We start from the raw sequence: 22,968 nt of genomic DNA on the forward strand, positions 1-22,968 counted from the left end.
TTATTTAACCAAATCTATTATAGCAATACCTTCACGCAATTTTTTTAACCTCTTTTTTACACTTTTTCTTTCTAATAATCGTGGTAATTCTGGTTTTAAAAGTACGTTTCTATCTAATAATTCTTCTATTAAATTAATGTGATTTGTATTAAACTTTCCTGTATAGAGCGTTTCTAGGTTTCCGCCAGATTTTAAATATTTTAATAAATCTATAATTCCTGCTAAGTATACTGCGTCTTTTGTTAAACCACCACCACGATATACTCGCATAGTTATGTAATATGATATACGATCTGAGAAATTATATCTTTTCTTTAAAAGTTTAAAAGTTTCTATAAAGTCTGACCCATTAACCATAGCATTTACAGCAATAACACGACCTGCTAATAATCGTAATCTATTTACGGTTAATCCTCCAACAAGATATTCTGCAAGTACAGCTAAACCTTCTTGAAGCTGATCGTAACCTTCAAAACCTTCATACATTTGTTTTAAAGGCTGTCTTTTACCGTTACAATAGGTTAAAATATGCGTAGCAATCTCGTGTTGTATTAAAGCATCACATCTATTAGCATCTAACGAAATTTGATCGTTTATTAATAGTTTTGTTTTAGAAACCATTATGCCCGCAACATCATTTCTAATTTCTAATGATAAATTAAGGTTTGGAAATTTAGAATTATAATAGTCTAATTCTTCTTGTGCATATTTTGCAAACTCATTACAGTTATATCTTTTCTCGCTTTTAAGTTCTTCTCTTTCAGGATATGCTTTAAGTATTTTTTTTGCTTCTTTTAAAACACTTTTTTTAATTACACCATATAAACTTTCTCCAACAAATCTAAAATTTTTAGTCCCACGTTCTTCTAGCATTGTTAACTGCTTTTCAATTTCTAAACGCTTACCTCTTAATATAAAAGCAATGGTTGGATCTTCAATTTTATCCATTGGTATATTATAAAGCTTTCGCTTTTCTAATTCTGGATCTAAAGCTATTAGTCTGTACTTAAAATTAGGTGGTTTTCTGTATTTTTTCTTTTTAAATACTTCCCACTCTTCATTACTGTTAACTGGTGTTGTACGTAATAAAAAGGACATGCCTGAACTAATTTCGGCTAACTCACTATCAGACTGTATTGTTATATTATCTATATGTGTTTTACCTAACATAAGATAGTTTTTAAAATCGTCTGTTGTTTGAATTCTTATAAACTCGAAAACTGCTTTTTTTATGGTTTCGGAAAAAACGGTATAGTATTCTCTAAAAAATAATGAGTACAGCTCGTTTGTCTCGTCGTTTTTATACAATGTTGGTGTTGAAATACCAAAAACTAATGTTCCTGTTTTTTTAGAACTTTCTATATTTATTATGGGTTGTAAATGTACTGGCTGTCTTTTATCTGTATTAGATATTTTTGCTGAAACATTTGGGTAGATTTGATTAAGCTCGTTAAATCCCATTTTTAATGCATTTGCTGTTGCTGGAGCTTTATCTTCTGGACATGCTATATTAAATGTTGTGCTATTATTATCTTGATTTGGCCAACATTCTATTATTAAAAAACTATTAAATTTTTTAGATCCTGCTTCTCTTACTTTTTCGATTATTGTACTTATATCTATAGACTCATCTATTAATAAATACGATGCTTGCGTTTTTATAAGCCTAGAAAAATAGACATCAAGTTTTTTAAATCTATAAACACATATGTAAGGTAGTAATTTGTCTATATGTAATAAACCATTGTTTGGCAACTTAAGGTTTATGGCTTTATTGGCTTCAATATCACTAAAAATACTATCAAGTTTTGTAGCATCTATAGTATCTTCTAATTTTATCATTTATTTTGAAAATGTTTTGTAGAAAATTTCAGCGTTAATTTTAATTTTTAATTGCAATTGTTTCTCTACGGCTTTTACCACTTCTGGAAACATAATATAGTTATATTCATCACAATAAATTTTAGCTATTTCTGTTGCTAATACAAGTGTATTGCTGAAATTTTGTGTAATATACTTTAAAAAATAACCGTTACCTCTAAAGGTATCGTTAATTTTTGAAGTGTTTTTTATATTGTTTGGAAGTTGTATTTGCGATAAGCTTTTACTCCAATTTTCTATATGTTTTTTAAAACGTAGGTTATCTACATTATCTATTCCTAAATTCCATGTTGGCACTTCTCTATCCCATCGTTTCCAATTATAGCTATGCATATCGTAAACAACGCAGGTGCTAAACTCTTTTTCTATTTTAGTAATTAACGCATGTACAACTTTATAAAAATTATGGTGTTTATTAAGGGATTTTTCTATTTGTGATATTGGTAATGGTGTTTTCCATAATTGTTTTCCCCAAGCGTCTTTATAAATAGCAGATTCAGGATCACGATTTAAATCGTATTCAAAACGAGAATCCATACCAGCTATAATTATAGGTTGGTCACCCAACATGTTTTTTGTTTCTGGGTCTTCTTCATACCAACGTTCATATTCTGTATGCAAACAATTATTCCATAATTCTTTTCTAAACTGATGGCCATCGTGAACTGCAGCGCAAACATAAGGCACATAACTTTCAATTTTTAAAGTGAAAGAATAATCAATCGATACTGCACTAAAAGTTTCTTTAGCTTCTATTTTATCTATGATTTCGTTTACCGACAGTTTTTGCATTTAGAATGTTATTTTTTTAAAATTTTACGCAAATACATAAAGGTGGTTTCTTCCATTTCATCTGCTTCACCATCTGCATAGAGCATAAGTTTAATATCTGAGAATAACTCAGAAAAATCATCTTTAAAGTAATCGTGTGTTTTTACACTTTCTATTATTTTTTGAAGGCACTGATAGTCGTTATCATTATCAAACTCCTCATGTACATTAGCAAAGGTTTCCCTATCGACTTTAGACAATATAAATTTTTTTTCGTCGCTGGTTTCATGTAAATCGGAATTTGCTATATATAATAATATATAAGCAACGAGTTCTTTTTTACTCCATTTACTAGGTTTATCCATAATTATGCTATTGTTAAAGTTCCATATTCTGTCCACGAACCATCGTAAACACTATTTTTGTAACCTACAATGGTTGCTGCAAAAGCAAGCACTGCCGCAGTTATACCACTACCACAAGTAAATACTAAATGTTGATGTGGTTTTGCTATACCTTTAAATATTTGTTTTAAATCTTCTTTTGTTTTAAAAGTATTATTATCTAATACCTGGTTAAAAGGTAAGTTTGAAGATGATGGAATTGTACCGCTTCTTAAACCTTTTCTAGGTTCTGCTACTGTACAATTAAAACGATCGCTAGAACGTGCGTCTATTATTTTAAAATTTTCGTCTTTAGAAATTGCTTCTAATGAATCAAAATACACAACACTTTCTGGATTGTAGTTTGCTTTAAAGTTTCCTTTTCTAAAATTATATTTTTTATTTTTTTCTTCGGTTTTAAAATTCATTTTTTTCCATTGTGGAAATCCACCATTTAGAACAGCTACATTTTTAAAACCAAATGTTTTTAATAACCACCAAGCTCTAGCACTAGAATATACACCGTGATAATCATAAACAACTATAACCGAGTCTGAATTTACACCTAAATCCTGTAACGCAGCTTCAAATTGTAAAGCAGAAGGAATAGTATTTGGAAAAGGTGCATTAACGTTACTAAACTGCTTTTTAATATTAAAAAACTGAGTTTTTGGTATTTGTGAATGTGATAGTTGTGAAACGTCTCCAATAACTTTAGAGATAGTAGCATCGAAAACAAATAAATTTTCGGCTTGCAAATGTTTATTTAACCACTCTGCAGATACTAGATTTTCTATTTTAGTAATTTTAGACATTTATATTTTATTAATTTATCAGGCTTCTTCTACAGCTTTTCTTAAACGCGATAAACGGTTAAAAGCCTGCACATTATCCATAACCTTACTCTCAAGAAAATCTACAACTTTCTCTTCTATTTTATATTTATTTTTATAAACCTTATTAATATAGGTTATGCCGCCAGGTGACATAACATTAACTTCTACTAATTTACCTCCAATAACATCTAAACCAACAAAATATAAGCCATCTTTAACTAGCTTTGGTCCTATTTGCTTGCACAATGCTTTTTCTGTTTTTGTTAACGAATGCTTTTGTACACTTCCGCCAGCCGACACATTAGATCTATGATCTTCTGTACCTGGAACACGTTTCATGGCACCAACAGGTTCTCCATTAAGCATCAATATTCTTACATCACCTTGGTCTGCGCCTTCTATATAATCCTGAAGTATAACATAATTTGAAGAGCCATCACTTTTGTTTATGTAAAAGTCTAAAAGTGAATTTATATTACTCATGGCAGATTTTTCAATTAAAATAACTCCAGAACCTCCAAAACCGTTTAAAGGTTTTAGTATCATTTTATCTGCTTTAGATTCTTTTATTTGTTGTACCAAATATTTCTTGTTTTTAGAAACATGTGTGTTTGGTATTATATTACTGTGTGCATCGCCAAAAGCTGCTGTATAAAGTTTATTGTTTGCTTCTCGCATACCTTGCAAAGAGTTTACTATAAAAACATCATCTTTAACAGAGTCTAAGAAATTAAGCATTATTGGATCTAATGGCGGATTTGCTCTAAAAAATATAGCATCAAATCCTGCTAATGGTAACATTTCTTCTCTTAATACTGCTTTATTATAAAAGCCTTTTAAGCTCGACGGTACTTTATCCATGCGTCCAACAACAGTACAAAAAGCATTTGTAACACTATTTCTAATAGTTAAGTTTGCTGGAGTACACAAGGCAACACCGTGACCTCGTTTTACACATTCTTTAATTAATGCTAAGCTTGTATCGTTTTCTGGATCAATTTCTTCCCAAGGATACATTAAAAAGCAAACATTCATAAATTTATAGTTTTGGTTATTAGTTTCCATAAATTTATTAATAATATTTGGTTATACAATATTTACAAAAAGCTAAAAGCATATTTAGAGTTTTAAATATGCTTTTAGCTTTTCTAACAATCTATTTAGTTAGAAAAATTAAATTTATAACTAAAGATTTAAAAATTATTTATTTTACTGCATCGTAATTATCATCCCATTCTTTAGCCTTAGGATTGTCATGTAATTTACCTAAAGACTTAGCAACAAGCATAGATACTGTAGCATCTCCAGTAACATTTACAACAGTTCTACACATATCCAATGGTCTGTCTACAGCGAATATTAAAGCCAAACCAATTGGTAATAATTCTGCAGGAAAACCAATAGACTCTAAAACAATTACTAACATTACCATACCGGCACTAGGTACAGCAGCACTACCAATAGAAGCCAATAAAGCAGTTGCTATAATAACTATTTGATTTGTAAATGTTAAGCCTTCTGGCCAAATTACTTGCATAATAAAAACCGCAGCAATACCTTGGTATAAGCTTGTTCCATCCATATTTACAGTAGCTCCAACTGGTAAAACAAAACCAGCAACTTCTTTATCTACACCTAAATGCTCTTCTACACGCTCCATAGTTACAGGTAATGTTGCAGCACTAGAACTTGTAGAAAACGCCAATAATTGCGCTGGAGATAATTTATTTAAAAACCATAATGGTGATTTTTTTGTGTATACTTTTACTAAAATTAAGTAAAAACCAATCATTAAAGCTAAACCAAATACTACACACAAAGCATAGCTTAAAAGTTTTAAAAGAATCTCTGTATCATCAAAAGCTATAATAACATTTGCCATTAATGCAAAAACTGCATACGGTGCAAAAAGCATGATTAAATCTACCATTTTCATAACTACTTCGTTTAAAGAGTCGAAGAAATCTACGAGTGGTTTTGCCTTTTTTTCTGAAATTAATAATAAACAAATTCCCACAAAAAGAGCAAAAAAGATAACCTGAAGCATTTTAGCTTCACCTAATGCGGTAAAAATATTACTAGGAAAAATATCTACTAATGCTTGTAAAGGTCCAGCATCGTTTTGAGCAGAAGCTTTCATAAGTTTATCTGAAACACCTGCATCATTTTCATATTTCATTTTTATTTTCTCAATAGTATCCTGCGGCATTCCTGCTCCAGGTTTTATAGTATTTACAATAGTTAAACCTATAACAATAGCGACTACAGTTGTACCAACATATATTAGTATGGTACGCAAGCCCATTTTTTTTATTTTAGAAATGTCTTTTAAATCTGAAATTCCCTTTATTAACGATGCTAAAATTAAAGGTACTGCAATTAGCTTTAAAAGGTTAATAAAGATTTTTCCAAAAGGAGCAATCCAATCGGAAACAAAATGTCTTCCGCCATCAACAGAATTCATTATGAATCCAAAGATGATACCTAAAATCATTCCGATTATTATTTTCCAATGTAATGCTAATTTCATATTATAATTGTTTTATTTTCAGTTTTTCACAAAATGTAATATACTGCAAAAAATGAAAATTTAGTTGTTAGTATTTGTATTCTATTTTTTCTAGAGAATTGCGTTAGTACATTTTATTCAGCAAATAAAAATCTGCTAAAACTAAAGCTGCCATTGCTTCTACAATTGGTACTGCTCTAGGAACGACACAAGGATCATGGCGACCTTTACCTTGCATTTCTATAATATTGCCATCTTTATCTATAGTATTTTGATTTTGCATAATTGTAGCAACCGGTTTAAATGCGACACGAAAATAAATATCCATACCATTACTTATACCGCCTTGAATACCACCAGAAAGGTTTGTTTTTGTAGTACCGTCTTGATTGTATAAATCATTATGTTCGCTACCTTTCATCTTAGCACCACAAAATCCACTACCATATTCAAAACCTTTAACTGCATTTATAGAAAGCATTGCTTTACCTAAATCTGCATGAAGTTTATCGAATACAGGCTCGCCTAAACCTACAGGAACATTTTTAATTACACAAGTAATTGTGCCTCCAATTGTGTCTCCTTGCTTTCTAATTTCTTTTACACGAGCTATCATTTTTTCTGCTGAAGCTTCGTCTGGGCAACGTATAGCATTCGTTTCAATTTTAGAGAAATCTAAATCTTGGTATGGTTTATCTATAAAAATATCTCCTACTGAAGATGTAAAAGCGTTTATTTGAATATTTTGAAGCACTTGCTTTGCAATGGCTCCTGCAACTACTCTACTTGCCGTTTCTCTTGCCGAACTTCTTCCACCACCACGATAATCGCGATGCCCATACTTTTTATCGTAAACATAATCTGCATGACTTGGCCTGTAAGAATCTTTTATGTGCGAATAATCTTTAGATTTTTGGTTAGCATTTTCAATTACAAAACCAATAGGTGTTCCTGTAGTTTTGCCTTCAAAAATACCTGATAAAAATTTTACTTCATCTGGCTCTTTACGCTGTGTTACTATTGCAGATTGTCCAGGTTTACGCCTATTCATTTCATTTTGAATAGCATCTAAATCTAAAGTTATATTTGGCGGACAGCCATCTATAATGCCGCCTAAAGCAACACCATGAGATTCTCCAAAAGTTGTAAGTTTAAATAATTGCCCAAAGCTATTTCCTGCCATAAAGTTCTAATTTGTGCTAAAATATATTTAAAATAACAGAAACAAAAATTGTATTATAAATTATTACTGCTTATGCCTTGTTAATATGTAATTTACATAATTGTAATTAATTTTACATACAGTTAACGTATTACTATTCTTTATATAAACTCTAAATAATATTCCATTAATATTAAGTTTTAATCTTTGTTTAAAATCTATTAGTTTGGAAATTAAAAGAAAAGTAGAAGTTGTCGTTATCTCTGATGTTCACTTAGGTACCTACGGTTGTCATGCAAAACAACTACTTACCTACTTAGAAAGCATCAACCCTAAAACACTAATTTTAAATGGTGATATTGTAGATATATGGCAATTTAGTAAACGTTATTTTCCTAAATCTCATTTAAGAGTTATAAAAAAAATAATGGATTTTGCTGCAAATGGTGTTGAAGTAATTTACATTACTGGAAACCATGACGAAATGCTTAGAAAATTTACAGATACTAAAATTGGTAACATTTCTATAGTAAATAAAAAAGTATTGAATTTAGATGGAAAAAAAGCGTGGTTTTTTCATGGTGATGTATTTGATGCTTCAATACAAAATGCTAAATGGATTGCTAAATTAGGCGGTTACGGTTATGATTTTTTGATACTTATAAACAGATTAGTAAACTGGTTTTTAGTAAAAATGGGAAAAGAAAGATATTCACTTTCTAAAAAAATAAAAAACAGTGTTAAAAGAGCAGTTAAATATATTAGTGATTTTGAAAATGTAGCTACAGATTTAGCTATTGAAAATGGCTATGACTATGTAGTTTGTGGTCACATACACCAACCTAAAATGGTTATTAAAAAAAATAAATACGGAGAAACCACGTATTTGAATTCTGGTGATTGGATAGAAAATTTCACAGCACTAGAATACCAGTTTAAACGCTGGAAATTATATAGCTATAAAGACGATAAACGTGCTCCTTTTTTTGCAGATAGTGATTTAAAAGAAATGGATTTTAAAGACCTTGTTGCGGCAATAACTATTATTGATCCAAAAGAAATAAAAAAATCAAGCTAGAGCTCGTTTTAATATTGTAATTGGATGTAATGCTTCACGTTGGGTTCCATCTTTTATTTGATGCCTACAACTTGTACCATTGGCAGATATTAAAGTGTTTGCCTCTGCTTTTTTAACTGCTGGAAATAAGGTTTGATTTCCTATTTGCATACTAACTTTATAATTTTCTTTTTCATAACCAAAACTTCCAGCCATACCACAACAACCGCTTGGTATTAAGGTAACTTTATAATTAGCTGGTAAATTAAGGACATTAAAACTATGAATTTGATTACTCATTGCTTTTTGGTGGCAATGTCCATGAAACTTAATTGTTTTAGCCTCTTGCGTAAATTGAGATGCATTAATATTACCTATTGCTATTTCGTTGCTAATAAACTCTTCAATTAAATAACTATGTGTTGCTATTTTTTTAGCAGATTCGTTATCATCTGCCAACTTTAAATACTCATCTCTAAATGTTAAAATAGCTGAAGGTTCAATGCCAATTAATGGTGTTTCATTTGTAATTAAATCTTTAAATAAAGCCACATTTTTATTAGCTACTTTTTTTGCTTCTTTTAAAAATCCTTTTGATATAAATGCACGACCAGATTCTTGATTTTTTATGACCTTTACCTGATAGTTTAATGCCTGTAAAAGCTGAATTGCGTCTACTCCAATTGTTGTATCTAAATGGTTTGTAAATTCATCATTAAACAAATAAATAGTTTTAATGCATTTATTGTTAATGTTTTGATTTTTAATGCTTTTAAATTCGTTGTCTAAACTTTTACTTGATATGCTTGGCAAACTTCTTTCTTTCGCAATACCTAAGATTTTTTTTACTATTGAGGATGTAAATTGGTTTGAAAATATAAAGTTTGATGTCTTAGGTAGTATAGCTGCATAAGCGTTTAACTTATTATTATATGCAAAGATTTTTTTTGCTAAACTACTTCCGTTTTCCTTTTTATATTGGTATTCAAATTCGGCTTTTAAAGTAGCTACATCAACACTACTTGGGCATTCGGTTTTACAAGCTTTACAACTTAAACACAAACTAAAAACATCTTTTAATTCTTTATGATTAAACTTGTTGTTTTTTTCAGAATGCGTTAAATATTCTCTTAATGCATTTGCTCGTGCACGCGTAGAATCTTTTTCGTTTTTAGTAGCTCTATAGCTTGGACACATTGTACCACCAAAACGTTCTGTTTTTCTACAGTCTCCAGAGCCATTACATTTTTCTGCTTCTCGTAAAATACCTTGAGAACTAGAGAAATCTAATAGTGTTTTTACTTCTGGTTCTTTTCTGTCAACTTCATATCTCAAGTTCTTATCCATTGCAAATGGCTCTACAATTTTACCTGGATTAAAGATATTATTTGGATCGAAAGTATTTTTAATGCGCTTTAAAAGCTCATAATTTTTATCACCAATCATTAAATTTATAAACTCTGCACGCACAATACCATCACCGTGTTCTCCACTAAAAGAGCCATTATACTTCTTTACTAAATGTGCTACATCTGTTGTTATTTTTCTAAATAAAATAACATCTTCTTCTTTTTTTAAATTTAAAATGGGTCTTAAATGAATTTCTCCTGCACCAGCATGAGCATAGTAAACAGCATCTTGATTGTAACCATCCATTAACTTGGTGAAATCTGCAATAAAATTAGCTAAATCTGGTAATGCAACAGCAGTATCTTCTATGCAAGCAACCGCTTTTTTATCGCCAATAATATTAGCAAGTAAACCTAAGCCAGCTTTTCTAAGTTCAACAGCTTTATTAATTTCATTATTAACCAAACTAACATTAGCATAACTTAAGCCACTATTCTCTATTGTGTTTATTAAATCTTGTGCTTGCTTATTTGCTTCTTCTTTACCGTTAGCTTTAATTTCACACATTAATACAGCTTCAGGATCTCCTTTAATAAATTGCCTATTTTCTGCTTGGGTTTTATTATTTTTAGTACAATCTAAAATGGTTTTGTCCATCATCTCACAAGTAAACAAGCTATGTTGCATAACTGGTTGTACTGCATTTAGACAACTTGAAATTGATTTAAAATGAGCAACAACCATAATACTTTCTTTAGGAGGTAAAGTATCTAGTTTTAAAGTAATTTCTGTTGTAAAAGCTAAAGTACCTTCACTTCCTGTTAGTAACTTACTTAAATTAAAGTTTTCTTGAGTGTTTAAAAGTTCGTCTACTGCATAACCTGTATTTCTTCTATGAATTTCTTGTTTAGGAAATTCTTTAATTATTTCATTTCTATTTTCTTCAGAAGTAATTTCTTCTATTATTGATTTATAAATAGAGCCTTCTAATGTGTTTAAATCTATTTTTTTAATAAGCGCCTCTCTCGATATTTCTTTAAACTCTACCTCACTACCATCACTTAACAATGTTTTTAATGCAATTACTTTATCTCTAGTAACACCATATTTGATTGATGTTGTTCCTGATGAGTTATTACCAACCATACCACCAATCATGCAACGGTTAGATGTTGATGTATTAGGACCAAAAAACAAACCAAATGGTTTTAAATATGCATTCAATTCGTCTCTAACAACTCCTGGTTGTACAGTTACAGTTTTATTAGTTTTATCTAAACTTAAAATTTTTGTAAAATGTTTAGATATATCTACTACTATTCCTGGACCAACACATTGTCCTGCTAATGAAGTTCCTGCAGCTCTAGGTATTAAAGATATATTATTAGCATTTGCAAAATGAATTAACATTTGTAAATCTGTAACAGTTTTAGGTACTGCTACAGCTAACGGAAGCATACGGTAAACTGATGCATCTGTAGCATATAGGCGTTTAATTAATTCATTATTATAAAATTCGCCAGTTAATGAATCACTTAAATCTTGTAATTTAAAAGTAGAAATGGTTTTGCTCATAATTTTTTCAAATTTAAGATATCTTAACAATTATTAACCTAATTTTAGCTTTATACTTTTAATATGCATCTATCTTAATATTATTTTTGAGTACTTTAAAAATGAAAAATTATGAAAAAAATATTTTTAGTATTGCTTATTGCAGTTGGATATACTGCTGGAGCTCAAGAAATTTCTAAAAACGCTATTGGTCTTAGATTAGGAGATGATGATGGTTTTGGAGCAGAAGTTACTTACCAACGTGCTATACAAGATAATAATAGGCTTGAATTTGACTTAGGTGTACGATCTGGTAAAAACTACGATGGTTTTAAATTAGCTGGATTATACCAATGGGTATGGAACATTGATGGTGGTTTTAACTGGTATGCTGGTGCTGGTGGTGGAATTGGTGCTTATGATTATGATAATGATTTTTATAGAGATGAATTTAGAAACGATTATAATGAGACTTTCGCTTTTGTAGCAGGTGATGTAGGTATAGAATATAATTTTGACATCCCTTTATTATTATCACTTGATGTAAGACCAGAGATTGCTTTTGGCGATATTAGAGACGATTTACATTTTGATCTCGCACTAAGTGTTAGATATCAATTTTAATAAAAAAAGCTATTTCAAATGAAATAGCTTTTTTTTATAGTTTTTGTGTTAACAAACATGTTTTTAAAGTATCCTCGTATAACGCTTCATACTGAGGTACAATATTATCTATAGTGAATTTTGCTGCTTGAGTTTTCGCATTAATTTTAAAAGTAGCTAACTTAATATCATCTTCAAGAATTTTAACGGCATTACTGCTCATAGCATCTACATCTCCAACATTACTTAAATACCCAGAAAACCCATCTAAATTAACTTCAGGAATTCCTCCAGTATTACTCGAAATAACAGGAACACCAGAAGCCATAGCTTCTAACGCTGATAAACCAAAACTTTCAGTTTTACTTGGCAATAAAAACAAATCGCTAAAACATAGTATACGGTCTATTTCATTACTATTACCAAAAAACACCACTTTGTCTGTTAAACCTAATTCTCTACATAATCTTTCAGCTGGTTCACGTTCTGGTCCTTCTCCAACCATCATTAATTTTGCTGGAACTTGTTTTTGAATTTTATTAAAGATTTTTATAACATCAGGAATGCGTTTTACTTCTCTAAAATTACTAATATGAGTAACAATTTTTTCTTCTTTAGTTGCCATCATATCACGTTGGCAATCTGTGAAATTTGTTTTAAATTTTTTAGTATCTATAAAGTTAGTGATTACATTAATATCCTTTTTTATATCAAAAAGCCTTAGAGTATCTTCTTTTAGACTTTGTGATACTGCTGTAACCGCATCAGATTTATTAATACTAAATGTAACTGCTGGTTTGTAAAACGGGTGATTACCAACAAGAGTTATATCTGTACCATGTAATGTTGTAACTATTGGCACATAAATATCTTCCTCACGTAACATTTTTTGTGCCATATAAGCTGCGTAAGCATGAGGTATAGCATAATGCACATGTAATAATTCTATTTTGTGTAACTTAACCATGTCTACAAGCTTACTTGATAAAGCAAGTTCATAAGGTTGATAATGAAATAAAGGATATTCTGGTACATTAACCTCGTGGTAGTGTACATTATTACCCAATAACTCTAACCTAACTGGTTGGTTATAGGTTATAAAATGAATGTTATGACCACGTTTAGACAACTCTAAACCTAACTCTGTTGCTACAACTCCACTTCCTCCAAAAGTTGGATAGCATACTATGCCTATTCTCATAATTTTTAATTAACGTGCCTTACTTAAAGTAGACATGTGTTGGTTTTTTATTGGTAGTAATAACTATTAATACTTTACAGTAATTACGTATTATTTTATAATTGCATTATATATAGCTTCTTGAATATTGGTTCTAATATTCTCACGAAGTAACATATTTTTTCCTTTAGATGTTGGGTATGTTCTATTTGCCATAAAAACATATACTAACTCTTCATCTGGGTCTGCCCATGTGTAGGTACCTGTAAATCCTGAATGACCAAAACTAGCCATTGAAACACAGCCACAGGTTGGTCCTGATTCTCCTAATTGAGGCTTATCGAAACCTATACCTCTTCGTACACTTTTGTGACAATAATGGCAGGTGTTAAACTTATCTATAGTTTCTGGTTTTAAATAGCGTACACCACCATAATATCCTTTTTGCAGAAACATTTGCATTATTTTGGCAATATCATTGGCGTTACTAAAAACTCCTGCATGACCACCAACTCCATCTTGCATGGCTGCACCCATATCATGAACGTAACCTTGTACTTTTTGAAAACGAAAATAATCATCTTCTTCAGACGGAACAATTTTTGTGTTACTAACTGTTTTGTAAGGATTATAAATTGTGTGGTTTGCACCTAAAGATTTATAAAAATGTTCTTGTGTTAACTCATCTAAAGGCTTGTTGTAATGACTTTCTATGTATTGTTTTAAAATATAATATGGTAAATCGCTATAGCGGTAACGTAAACGTGACAGTAATTCTGTTTCTTCAATTATTTTAGGAATAGAATCTTTATAATCTTTTCTCATCCACATATTATTAGCCACTTTAATACTGAATTTATCAGATTTTGTTTTACGGTAATATTTCGTTTGTGGTTTTTTTGTAACAGAATCCAAAGTTTTATAATAAAAAGGAATCCAAGGTTTTAACTGCGCATAATGTGATAGCATTTTTTTTATAGTAACGTCCTTTTTATTTGTGCCTTTGTAATTAGGAAGGATTTCTGAAAGTTTCGTATTTAAACTTACAACTTCTTGTTCTTCTAATTCCATTAGTAATGGCAATGTGGCTACAATTTTTGTTAATGAAGCAATATCATAAATATCATCATCTTTTACTTTTGGCGCATCTTTACTATAGGTATGGTGACCAAAATTTTTGTTGTAAATAACTTTTCCTTTTTTTGCAACAACAATTTGTATTCCTGGTGTCATTCCTGCTTTTACTGCATGATTTGCGATAGAATCTATTTTTTCTAATTTATAAGAACTCATGCCAACACGTTCTGGAAAACTATAACCTAAACGCTCTAAAGAATTAGTTTGCACACCTTGCCCAACACTAAAATAAGGACCAGAAGACACTGGTAAAGTACCTTGTGCTGCTAAAGCACCAAAAATAATTTCGGCAGATGTTTCTTGCGCTATTTTACTGTTTTGATAACTAACTATAACACTTTCAATGTTTGTAATAGATTTTATATCTAATAACGCATATGGTTTAGCAAAAACATCTAAAATAACATTATTTGTTCTCGCTATTTCATAAAGCCATGTCAACTCTTTATCGCTAAACTTATAGCTTTTCCATGGGTTTTTATTCGATTTATGAAACCCTATAATTACGGTATTATAATTTTGAAGTTTTTTAATTAATTCATCTAAATGCGTTGCGGAAACTTCATGTACTTCACCATATTTTTTAAGAGCATTATAAAATGGCTCTCCATCTGCATCACCCATTTTTACATAAGCTATTTTTTTGGTATCTAAATTACGAAGCGGCAATAACTGTACAGAATCATGAGCTATAGTAATGGCTTGTTCCATTAGTTTTTCATAAAGCATATCATCTTGTAAGCGGTTTAAATCGTTTACAATATTATACAATCCAATAGGCTCATAATTATTTAAACCAACTTTATATTTAGCCTGCAATACTTTTTTTACAGAATGTGATAAACGTTCCTCTGTAAATAATCCTTTTTCAAAAGCTTTAAAAAGTTTATTAATTCCTGCTTCGACGTTTTCAGACATTAGCATTACATCATTTCCTGCTAAAAAAGCCGCTAAATCTATATTACCTACAGTATTTTTAGCATTATTTGCTTCACCATCTAAACCATCAAATTTAAAATTTGCAGCACCTTTCATTGTTAAAGCATCTGTAAATATTAAACCTTTAAAACCTAAACGTTGTTTAAGAATGTTGGTTACAATATTTTTTGAAATAGATGATGGATAACCTGGTCTTGGTTCTAAACTAGGAATGTTTAAATGAGCAACCATGACACTAGACAATCCTTCTTTTATAAGTTTTTTATATGGATATAATTCTACTGAATCTATACGTTTTTCATCAAAAGAAACGGTTGGCAACGTTAAATGCGAATCGTCTTCTGTATCACCATGTCCTGGAAAATGTTTTGCATTAGCTAATACTCCTGCGCTTTGCATGCCTTTCATAAAAGCCGCTGCTTTATTTGTTACATTATCTCTATCCTCACCAAACGAACGGTTACCAATTATTGGATTATTTGGGTTTGTATTAATATCTACTACAGGAGCAAAATTAAAATGAACACCTAAGCGTTTACAATGCTCTCCTAATTGCCTTCCTGTTTGCTCAATTAAATAATTATCTTTTATTGCACCAAGCGTCATATTCCATGGAAAAGAATATGTAGAATCTAAACGCATACTCAATCCCCATTCTGCATCCATACCTATTAATAAAGGTACGTGAGATGCTGCTTGTAATTCGTTATTTAATTTAGCTTGGCGCACTGGTCCACCTTTAGAATAAATAATACCACCAATTTTTTGTTCTTTTATAAGCTTAACAACTTTTGCTTTTTCGGCAGCAGATTGACTTGAAAATACTTGCACCATATATAATTGTGCAATTTTCTCTTTTGTGCTTAATGTGTTATACAAACTATCTACCCATTTGGTTTGAGCCATTACATCTTTTGCCTGTAAAGGGTTTTGAGTTTCTTGTGCAGAAATGGTTATAGTAAATAATATAGAGAGGAAAAAATAAAGTGTTTTGCGCATGTAAATTTTTCTTTTTGAATCGTTACTTAGATAACAACTAAAAACTATGCCAAATTAGTATAATTACTATACTTATTAAAGTCTTTAAGATAGATTTATGAAGAAATAATGAACAATTAAAATAATGTTTATTCTAATAAATCTATATGTCTATCGTGGTAGCCTAAAAGGTATAAAACGCCATCTAAACCAATACTTGAAATAGAACTTTGGGCATTGTCTTTTACCTTTGGTTTAGCATGGAAAGCAATACCTAATCCTGCTAAATTTAACATAGCCAAATCGTTAGCTCCATCACCAATAGCTATGGTTTGACTAATATTTAAGCCTTCTTTTTTTGCAATTTCTTTTAGGTATTCGGCTTTTTTATTTCCATCTACAATTTCACCAAGATGATTACCGGTTAATTCTCCATTTTTAATTTCTAATTGGTTAGCATAAACGTAATCTATACCTAATTCTTTTTGAAGATATTCACCAAAATATGTAAAACCTCCAGAAAGTATTGCTGTTTTAAAACCGTAACTTTTTAAAGTATTTATTAATCGTCTTGCGCCTTTTGTAATTGGTAAGTTAACAGCAACATTTTGTAAAACGTCTTCTTTTAACCCTTTTAAAAGTTTCATACGTTTTGTAAAGCTTTCGTTAAAATCTATTTCACCTTGCATTGCAGACTCTGTAATAGCTTTAACTTTTTCACCTACTCCAGCAAGTTCTGCTAATTCATCTATAACTTCGGTTTGAATAAGTGTAGAATCCATATCAAAACATACTAAACGTCTGTTTCTACGGTAAATATTATCTTCCTGAAAAGCAATATCAACGTCTAATTCTTTTGATGCTTGCATGAATTTTTCGGTAAGTTCTTCCTTATTGTCTATTTTTCCTCTTATAGATAATTCTATTGAAGCTCTAGGATAATCGTTAGTTTTAACTAAAGAAGTTCTTCCGGTTAGTCGTTTTATAGCATCTATATTTAGGTTTTTATCTGAAATTATGTTTGTAACCTTAGACATTTGCTTAGCCGTAAGTCTTTCGCCTAAAATGGTAACGATATAGCGATCTTTACCTTGTAAGGTTACCCAATTTTCATAGTTTTCTAATGTAATTGGAGTAAATTTTGCCTGTATTCCTAATTCGTAAGATTTAAATAACAAATCTTTTAATACAGGTGAGGCACTTTCTCCAGATTCTATTTCAAATAAAATACCTAAAGATAAAGTATCGTGAATATTTGCTTGACCAATATCTAAAACTTTGGCTCCATATTGTGCTAAAACAGCTGTTAAACTTGAGGTTAATCCTGGTTTATCTTGTCCTGAAATATTTAATAAAAAAATCTCATTAGTCATAGCGTATGGCTTAGTTTATAGTATGGGTTTTATGTGTTTTTTTAATTTAAGAAACGGTTATGCCAGCTATCGCTAGCAGGAACTTCCCAGTTTTCGTTTAGTTCTGCAATATTGGTAACTAAATTATTAAAAACAATAGTGTTTTTAGAAACGGCTTTATCTTTTGCCATTTTTCTAAAATCTGTTAAAGATTTATAAGCAACATATTCTCCTTGTTTGTAAGACACGTTCATTTTATCCATTAAATCTACATTGTAATCTTTTTCTAATTGTTGAATAAAATGTACAGATGCATCAATACTACAACCTGTTGCAGACTGCGAATCTTGATTAACAGCTATAATTATAAAACGCTTATATCTTATTTCGTAACCAGCTTGTAAACCAGCACCATGAGCAGTCCAATTTGCTATAAAAGTATCTAATTTCGCTTTAATTTCTTCTAATTCTGTAACAGAAAAAGAACGATTTGCTTGATATATCCAGACTCTTGACTCTTTTGGTAGTGTATTAAATTCTACTAACATAATTTTATTATTGAATTACAAAAATAATAGATTACATCCAATCTCTATCTTCAGATTCTACTTTATATAATAAGAAATTTTTAATGTCTCTTGCTATATTTAATTCTATATGTGGTATTGTAATTGCTTTTGATGCAGAATACACTTTTACCGTTGCTAATTTGCGCTTTTTTTGAAATATGGTTTGCTTTATTTTTACTGCTTGTACCTTATGTGTTTCTAAGAAACTAGTATGTGTTTCTATTAGCTTCCCTGTACCTACAACTATATAATTATTGTCTATACTATAGTATGCTTTTTTATAAGCGTATAAAGTGTTGGCTGCAAATAATATTACCAAAGGAATATTTATTAAAAACACTAATGGTGGAGCAAAAATTATAGGGATATTGATTAATAGTAATAGAAATATATTAACCATTACTTCTTTTAAAATAAAATAACGATTGGGTTTATATTTTTGTATAGATGTGTATACGCCAGAATAAAACTCATTAATTAACTCATTAATTTGAGTTTTATTTAAACCTATAATATTGAATTTTAATTGTTGCTTTTTATTAACCATTGCCTGCGTAAATGAAAGTTTATAAAGCCCAAGTGCTTTTTTAAACTTGTTTGTAGAAATGGTTGTGTTTTGGATTCTTGAAGAAACTAAACCTAAGTTTATTTTATTAAATAATCCTTTAGATATTTCTAATCCATCTTTTTTACGATAGACTGTTAAATTGAAGTTTTGTACTACTGTTTTTATAAGAGAAAATAAAAAAGATGTAATTAATAATAGAATTAATAATGTAACATTAAACATTATTAATCCTAAAAGTGCTTGTTCATCTAACTCAAAGTATTCATTAAATCTTGAGGTGACTTTAAATTGCTTTATAAATTCTTTAAAATCGTTATACAGACCAAAAATAAAAGCTAAAACAAAGACTAAACTTTTTAAATGATTCTCGCTTATACCTTCTAAAAGTAATTTTTTAAAAGAGGCTTTATAGTATACATTGGTTGTTTCAACGCTGTTTTTTATATCTTCTGTCTTTTCTAAATTATCCTCTACTTTAGAACTAGATAATAACTGTTTTTTTAAAGCTTCAGCTTTTGGTTTAGATAATGCTTTTATTTCAATTTCAGTTTTATCATCTCCTGCAGTTTCTATAGATAAGGAAACTACATTTATAAGTTGCTGAATTACATTTTGCTTGATGTAAACGTTTTGAATTTTAGATTTGGATATCGAGGTTTCTTCTTTATTAATTATACCTTGTTTTAATATAAAGTAGTCTTTATTAATATAAAACTTAAAGTTTAGGTATTTTAATATAGCAAATATGATAAAGTATAAAATAAATGCTGCTACAGAAAGTATTACTTTATAGTTGTAAATATCTAAAGCTTCACCACTTTGAAAATATTTTAAAAAAAAGGCAGCAATAACAATTATTAAACCTTTAATTACTTTATAAACGCTAACTCCAAAAATTACAATAATGCCTTTTGCAGATTGTCGAGAAGGTATATTAAAGTTATTCTCGCTCATTTAAAATATTGGTTAAAAAAGCATATTGAGAATCGGCTACTTCTCTTGGTAAGCCTTTTATAGATAAATCTCCACCAGATTCTCCTGCAGAGAAAATTTTTAATGTAGATAAGCCAAATTTTCTAGCTAAAAAAGATCTTGAAATTTCTAAATGTTGTATACGATTAAATGGTAATGTTGTTGTAGAATTATTTAAATAGCCATGAGAATAGGTAATGTCTTTTTCTCTTAAAGCATACTTACGTTTTTTAAAACCTAATTTATATAAAATAAGTTGTGCTAAAAAAACAATTAAAACTCCAGCTAATAGGTACCAAAATACAGTATGAAAACCTTCTTTTTTAGTAAAATACTTTACAGCACTTAAAACTGCTATTATAATACCATATAGTATTACAAGGTTTATTACTATTATGGTAAAATATTTTTTTGCTATAGGCTTTAACTCTAATGCTTCAACTTTTGGTAAAGTTTCTATATCTATTTGACTGTTTGAAAACAAATGATTATTTTTTATTGTTATTCATAAAATAAAATCCAGATACAAGTCCTTGAAATAATCCAAAAGCTACAAAATGAAAAAGGAATTTAAGAATATTAAATTCTTCATGATTATAATGATCTAAAGCCCACATAAATATGGCAAAAAACAAACCAGATATAAAACCAAATAATATTCTAGTAATTGTTTTCTTACTCATTTACTTATGTGAATTTTGACTTATAAACCTTGTGCTTGAGCAATTAACTCTGCAACATCTAACACTTGAATTTCGTTTTCTTTTTCTTTAACTTTTACGCCATCTGACATCATTGTCATACAATAAGGACAACCAGTTGCTATAATATTGGGATTTGTTTTTAAAGCATCTTCTGTACGTAACTCATTAACATCTTTGTCTCCTTTTTCTGGTTCTTTAAACATTTGAGCTCCACCAGCACCACAACATAATGCTGTAGACTTGCTTCTTTTCATTTCAATTAATGTTGCATTTAGAGTATTCAATACATCTCTAGGTGCTTCGTATTCTGAATTTGCTCTACCTAAATAACATGGGTCATGAAATGTAATACGCTTATTATTAAAAGTGTTTGAGCTAATTTTAATTTTACCTGTATTTATAAGTTCTTTTATAAATTGAGTATGGTGTACAACCTCATAGTTACCACCTAAACCTGGATATTCGTTTTTTAAGCAATTAAATGAATGAGGATCGCAGGTAACAATACGTTTAACTTCGTAAGCGTTAAGTAATTCGATATTCATAAACGCCTGCATTTGAAACAAAAATTCGTTTCCAGCGCGTTTTGCTACATCTCCTGTAGAGCTTTCTTCGGTTCCTAAAACAGCAAAATTCACTTCAGCTTTATTTAATATTTTAACAAATGCTTTTGTTATTTTTTTTGCTCTATCGTCGTAACTTCCAGCAGAACCTACCCAGAATAAGATATCTGGTGTTTTACCTTCTGCCATCATTTCTGCCATTGTAGGCACTATTAGTTGCTCGCTCATGTTAATTGGTTATATGAGGTTTTACTTATTGTCTTTCAGTTTTGCAAAATCTTTTTTAGCAATTCGTATATAAATTGCTAATCTTTTTTTGCCTTGTTTTAATTTATTTTCTGGCAAATACTTTTCGGCATCTGCTCTATACAATGCTTCTTGACCTATACTTTCCAGTTGTTTTTCGTTACAATAATCGCAAAACACTTTTTTTAACCAAATGCTATCTGCCTTGCTATTGTTATAAATAATTTCTGTATAAGCTTTTATTTGAAGTGAATCTTTTTTGTAGGATTGACTAAACATTACATTTGAAACACATAACATTATAAATATAATTATATGGTATTTCAAGGTTTGTTTATTCATCTTTCCAGTTTAATCTATCCATTTGGTTATATGGCCAAGGTGCTCCATTGTTTTCAACATTAGTCATCATGTTGTTTAACTCCATTGGTGCAGCACTTTCTTCCATAACTAAGTAACGACGCATCTCCATAATAATATTTAATGGGTCTATACTAATTGGACAAGCTTCTACACAGGCATTACAACTTGTACATGCCCATAATTCTTCTTTTGTAATATAATCATTAAGTAGTTGTTTACCATCGTCTACAAAAACACCTTTGTTAGTGTCTATATTTTTACCAACTTCTTCTAGACGATCTCTGGTATCCATCATTATTTTTCTTGGCGATAATTTTTTACCTGTTAGGTTTGCAGGACACTCGCTGGTACAACGTCCGCACTCTGTACAAGTATATGCATTAAGTAGGTTTAACCAACTTAAATCTTGCACATCACTAGCACCAAATTTTGCTGGTACTTCTTCCTCTTCGGTTTCTGCTGGCGCAGCAAATGGATCTGCATCTGGATCCATCATTAATTTTACTTCTTTTGTTACGGCATCATTATTATCAAATTGACCTTTTGGTGTTAATTTACCATAATATGTATTTGGAAACGCTAATAATATATGTAAGTGTTTAGAGAAATACAGGTAGTTTAAGAATACTAATATTCCTAAAATATGTAACCACCAAGCGCTACGTTCTATAATATGTAATGTACCTTCTGATGCTCCACTAAATAATGGCGCAATAAACTGGCTCACTATATTTCCAGATGCTATATTTTGAAATGTAGTATCTGTTGCATTCATGACTAAAAACAATGCCATTAAAACCATTTCAAAATAAAGTATAAAATTACCATCGTTTTTTGGCCAGCCTTTCATTTCGGCACTCATAAAACGTCGTAATTTTATAATATTTCTACGAACCCAAAATACAACAACTGTTATAAATACTAATGCTGCAAGAATTTCAAAGCTTCCTATTAAAAAACCATAAACAGATTCTGGCAAAATACTTAAGCCTATTCTATGTGTTCCAAAAAGGCCATCGATTATTATTTCTAAAACTTCGATATTAATAATTACAAAACCAACATATACAATAACGTGCAAAAATCCTGCTATAGGTCTTTTTACCATTTTGCTTTGTCCTAAAGCTATCATTGCCATGTTTTTCCAACGTTGAGATTTATTGTCGCTAACGTCTTTGGGTTGGCCTAATTTAATGTTTCTAATTAGTTTTTGTACATTTTTTGCAAAGTAGCCAATGCCTAAAATTAATGCTATGGCAAAAATAATGTTTGGTAAGTAGTTCATTTATAT

20 protein-coding genes are annotated in these 22,968 nt (G+C 30.0%); 2 read left to right on the top strand and 18 right to left on the bottom strand.

All coding sequences use genetic code 11. The features are described 5' to 3' along the window. The 7 genes from LACAL_RS12805 to aroC form a co-directional block, all read right to left on the bottom strand. Positions 1 to 1,842 carry a flavohemoglobin expression-modulating QEGLA motif protein gene (locus tag LACAL_RS12805; protein WP_013871179.1) on the bottom strand — a complete coding sequence of 614 codons (1,842 nt, stop codon included), beginning with the start codon at positions 1,840 to 1,842 and terminating at the stop codon, positions 1 to 3. Then, positions 1,843 to 2,673: an N-formylglutamate amidohydrolase gene (locus LACAL_RS12810; protein WP_013871180.1), complete on the bottom strand. Its 831-nt coding sequence runs from the start codon at positions 2,671 to 2,673 to the stop codon at positions 1,843 to 1,845. 8 nt (positions 2,674 to 2,681) lie between these two features. After that, the gene (locus LACAL_RS15090) at positions 2,682 to 3,017 is read right to left on the bottom strand and encodes a hypothetical protein (RefSeq protein ID WP_013871181.1); all 336 of its coding nucleotides are present in this window, start codon (positions 3,015 to 3,017) and stop codon (positions 2,682 to 2,684) included. A 2-nt stretch (positions 3,018 to 3,019) separates the two neighbouring features. Continuing rightward, complete coding sequence (locus LACAL_RS12820) at positions 3,020 to 3,850, bottom strand: sulfurtransferase (protein WP_013871182.1); 831 nt, start codon at positions 3,848 to 3,850, stop codon at positions 3,020 to 3,022. Between the two features lie 18 nt (positions 3,851 to 3,868). Continuing rightward, positions 3,869 to 4,906, bottom strand: coding sequence for a glutathione synthase (gshB, locus tag LACAL_RS12825; protein ID WP_083817729.1), 1,038 nt, complete (start codon positions 4,904 to 4,906; stop codon positions 3,869 to 3,871). 169 nt (positions 4,907 to 5,075) lie between these two features. Continuing rightward, positions 5,076 to 6,401: a dicarboxylate/amino acid:cation symporter gene (locus LACAL_RS12830; protein WP_013871184.1), complete on the bottom strand. Its 1,326-nt coding sequence runs from the start codon at positions 6,399 to 6,401 to the stop codon at positions 5,076 to 5,078. Positions 6,402 to 6,504: 103 nt separating this feature from the next. After that, the gene (gene aroC / locus LACAL_RS12835) at positions 6,505 to 7,563 is read right to left on the bottom strand and encodes a chorismate synthase (protein ID WP_013871185.1); all 1,059 of its coding nucleotides are present in this window, start codon (positions 7,561 to 7,563) and stop codon (positions 6,505 to 6,507) included. 205 nt (positions 7,564 to 7,768) lie between these two features. On the opposite strand from aroC, the gene LACAL_RS12840 reads away from it, so the two are divergent. Then, positions 7,769 to 8,620, top strand: coding sequence for a UDP-2,3-diacylglucosamine diphosphatase (locus tag LACAL_RS12840; RefSeq protein ID WP_013871186.1), 852 nt, complete (start codon positions 7,769 to 7,771; stop codon positions 8,618 to 8,620). Here the strand turns inward: LACAL_RS12840 and LACAL_RS12845 are convergent. Then, positions 8,612 to 11,524: an FAD-binding and (Fe-S)-binding domain-containing protein gene (locus LACAL_RS12845; protein WP_013871187.1), complete on the bottom strand. Its 2,913-nt coding sequence runs from the start codon at positions 11,522 to 11,524 to the stop codon at positions 8,612 to 8,614. The two genes, LACAL_RS12840 and LACAL_RS12845, sit on opposite strands and share 9 nt — an antisense overlap. A 111-nt stretch (positions 11,525 to 11,635) precedes the next feature. Here LACAL_RS12845 and LACAL_RS12850 point away from each other — a divergent pair, with 111 nt between their 5' ends. Next, the gene (locus LACAL_RS12850) at positions 11,636 to 12,127 is read left to right on the top strand and encodes a hypothetical protein (protein ID WP_013871188.1); all 492 of its coding nucleotides are present in this window, start codon (positions 11,636 to 11,638) and stop codon (positions 12,125 to 12,127) included. A 34-nt stretch (positions 12,128 to 12,161) separates the two neighbouring features. Here LACAL_RS12850 and bshA read toward each other — a convergent pair whose 3' ends face one another. The 10 genes from bshA to LACAL_RS12900 all read right to left on the bottom strand — a co-directional run bounded on the left by bshA (position 12,162) and on the right by LACAL_RS12900 (position 22,962). Next, positions 12,162 to 13,307 (bottom strand): N-acetyl-alpha-D-glucosaminyl L-malate synthase BshA, encoded by a 1,146-nt coding sequence (gene bshA, locus LACAL_RS12855; RefSeq protein ID WP_013871189.1) that lies wholly within the window; start codon positions 13,305 to 13,307, stop codon positions 12,162 to 12,164. Between the two features lie 90 nt (positions 13,308 to 13,397). Next, positions 13,398 to 16,361 (bottom strand): glycoside hydrolase family 3 N-terminal domain-containing protein, encoded by a 2,964-nt coding sequence (locus LACAL_RS12860; protein ID WP_013871190.1) that lies wholly within the window; start codon positions 16,359 to 16,361, stop codon positions 13,398 to 13,400. A 128-nt stretch (positions 16,362 to 16,489) separates the two neighbouring features. Further along, the gene (serB, locus tag LACAL_RS12865; RefSeq protein ID WP_013871191.1) at positions 16,490 to 17,713 is read right to left on the bottom strand and encodes a phosphoserine phosphatase SerB; all 1,224 of its coding nucleotides are present in this window, start codon (positions 17,711 to 17,713) and stop codon (positions 16,490 to 16,492) included. A gap of 41 nt (positions 17,714 to 17,754) precedes the next feature. Continuing rightward, positions 17,755 to 18,240, bottom strand: a complete 486-nt coding sequence (locus LACAL_RS12870; RefSeq protein WP_013871192.1) for a hypothetical protein — start codon at positions 18,238 to 18,240, stop codon at positions 17,755 to 17,757. Between the two features lie 31 nt (positions 18,241 to 18,271). Continuing rightward, positions 18,272 to 19,783, bottom strand: coding sequence for a PH domain-containing protein (locus LACAL_RS12875; RefSeq protein WP_013871193.1), 1,512 nt, complete (start codon positions 19,781 to 19,783; stop codon positions 18,272 to 18,274). Beyond that, the gene (locus LACAL_RS12880) at positions 19,770 to 20,285 is read right to left on the bottom strand and encodes a PH domain-containing protein (protein WP_013871194.1); all 516 of its coding nucleotides are present in this window, start codon (positions 20,283 to 20,285) and stop codon (positions 19,770 to 19,772) included. The genes LACAL_RS12875 and LACAL_RS12880 overlap by 14 nt, the downstream gene beginning before the upstream one ends. A 4-nt stretch (positions 20,286 to 20,289) precedes the next feature. Next, complete coding sequence (locus tag LACAL_RS12885; RefSeq protein WP_013871195.1) at positions 20,290 to 20,484, bottom strand: hypothetical protein; 195 nt, start codon at positions 20,482 to 20,484, stop codon at positions 20,290 to 20,292. Positions 20,485 to 20,504: 20 nt separating this feature from the next. Beyond that, positions 20,505 to 21,296 (bottom strand): (Fe-S)-binding protein, encoded by a 792-nt coding sequence (locus LACAL_RS12890; protein WP_013871196.1) that lies wholly within the window; start codon positions 21,294 to 21,296, stop codon positions 20,505 to 20,507. Between the two features lie 21 nt (positions 21,297 to 21,317). Next, positions 21,318 to 21,656: a hypothetical protein gene (locus LACAL_RS12895; protein ID WP_237700990.1), complete on the bottom strand. Its 339-nt coding sequence runs from the start codon at positions 21,654 to 21,656 to the stop codon at positions 21,318 to 21,320. Beyond that, positions 21,649 to 22,962, bottom strand: a complete 1,314-nt coding sequence (locus LACAL_RS12900) for a (Fe-S)-binding protein (RefSeq protein ID WP_013871198.1) — start codon at positions 22,960 to 22,962, stop codon at positions 21,649 to 21,651. Before LACAL_RS12900 ends, LACAL_RS12895 begins: the two co-directional genes overlap by 8 nt. Positions 22,963 to 22,968: the final 6 nt, after the last annotated feature.

The organism is Lacinutrix sp. 5H-3-7-4 (assembly GCF_000211855.2).
Taxonomy (GTDB): Bacteria; Bacteroidota; Bacteroidia; order Flavobacteriales; family Flavobacteriaceae; genus Lacinutrix.

Bases quoted from the DNA above. Each gene is read 5' to 3' on its own strand.
- LACAL_RS12810 (WP_013871180.1), bottom strand. From the start codon at position 2,673: ATGCAAAAACTGTCGGTAAACGAAATCATAGATAAAATAGAAGCTAAA.
- LACAL_RS12875 (WP_013871193.1), bottom strand. From the start codon at position 19,783: ATGAGCGAGAATAACTTTAATATACCTTCTCGACAATCTGCAAAAGGC.
- LACAL_RS12820 (WP_013871182.1), bottom strand. From the start codon at position 3,850: ATGTCTAAAATTACTAAAATAGAAAATCTAGTATCTGCAGAGTGGTTA.
- LACAL_RS12860 (WP_013871190.1), bottom strand. From the start codon at position 16,361: ATGCGCAAAACACTTTATTTTTTCCTCTCTATATTATTTACTATAACC.
- LACAL_RS12885 (WP_013871195.1), bottom strand. From the start codon at position 20,484: ATGAGTAAGAAAACAATTACTAGAATATTATTTGGTTTTATATCTGGT.
- LACAL_RS15090 (WP_013871181.1), bottom strand. From the start codon at position 3,017: ATGGATAAACCTAGTAAATGGAGTAAAAAAGAACTCGTTGCTTATATA.
- LACAL_RS12900 (WP_013871198.1), bottom strand. From the start codon at position 22,962: ATGAACTACTTACCAAACATTATTTTTGCCATAGCATTAATTTTAGGC.
- LACAL_RS12845 (WP_013871187.1), bottom strand. From the start codon at position 11,524: ATGAGCAAAACCATTTCTACTTTTAAATTACAAGATTTAAGTGATTCA.
- LACAL_RS12870 (WP_013871192.1), bottom strand. From the start codon at position 18,240: ATGTTAGTAGAATTTAATACACTACCAAAAGAGTCAAGAGTCTGGATA.
- LACAL_RS12805 (WP_013871179.1), bottom strand. From the start codon at position 1,842: ATGATAAAATTAGAAGATACTATAGATGCTACAAAACTTGATAGTATT.
- bshA (WP_013871189.1), bottom strand. From the start codon at position 13,307: ATGAGAATAGGCATAGTATGCTATCCAACTTTTGGAGGAAGTGGAGTT.
- serB (WP_013871191.1), bottom strand. From the start codon at position 17,713: ATGACTAATGAGATTTTTTTATTAAATATTTCAGGACAAGATAAACCA.
- LACAL_RS12890 (WP_013871196.1), bottom strand. From the start codon at position 21,296: ATGAGCGAGCAACTAATAGTGCCTACAATGGCAGAAATGATGGCAGAA.
- gshB (WP_083817729.1), bottom strand. From the start codon at position 4,906: ATGAATGTTTGCTTTTTAATGTATCCTTGGGAAGAAATTGATCCAGAA.
- LACAL_RS12895 (WP_237700990.1), bottom strand. From the start codon at position 21,656: ATGAATAAACAAACCTTGAAATACCATATAATTATATTTATAATGTTA.
- LACAL_RS12830 (WP_013871184.1), bottom strand. From the start codon at position 6,401: ATGAAATTAGCATTACATTGGAAAATAATAATCGGAATGATTTTAGGT.
- aroC (WP_013871185.1), bottom strand. From the start codon at position 7,563: ATGGCAGGAAATAGCTTTGGGCAATTATTTAAACTTACAACTTTTGGA.
- LACAL_RS12850 (WP_013871188.1), top strand. From the start codon at position 11,636: ATGAAAAAAATATTTTTAGTATTGCTTATTGCAGTTGGATATACTGCT.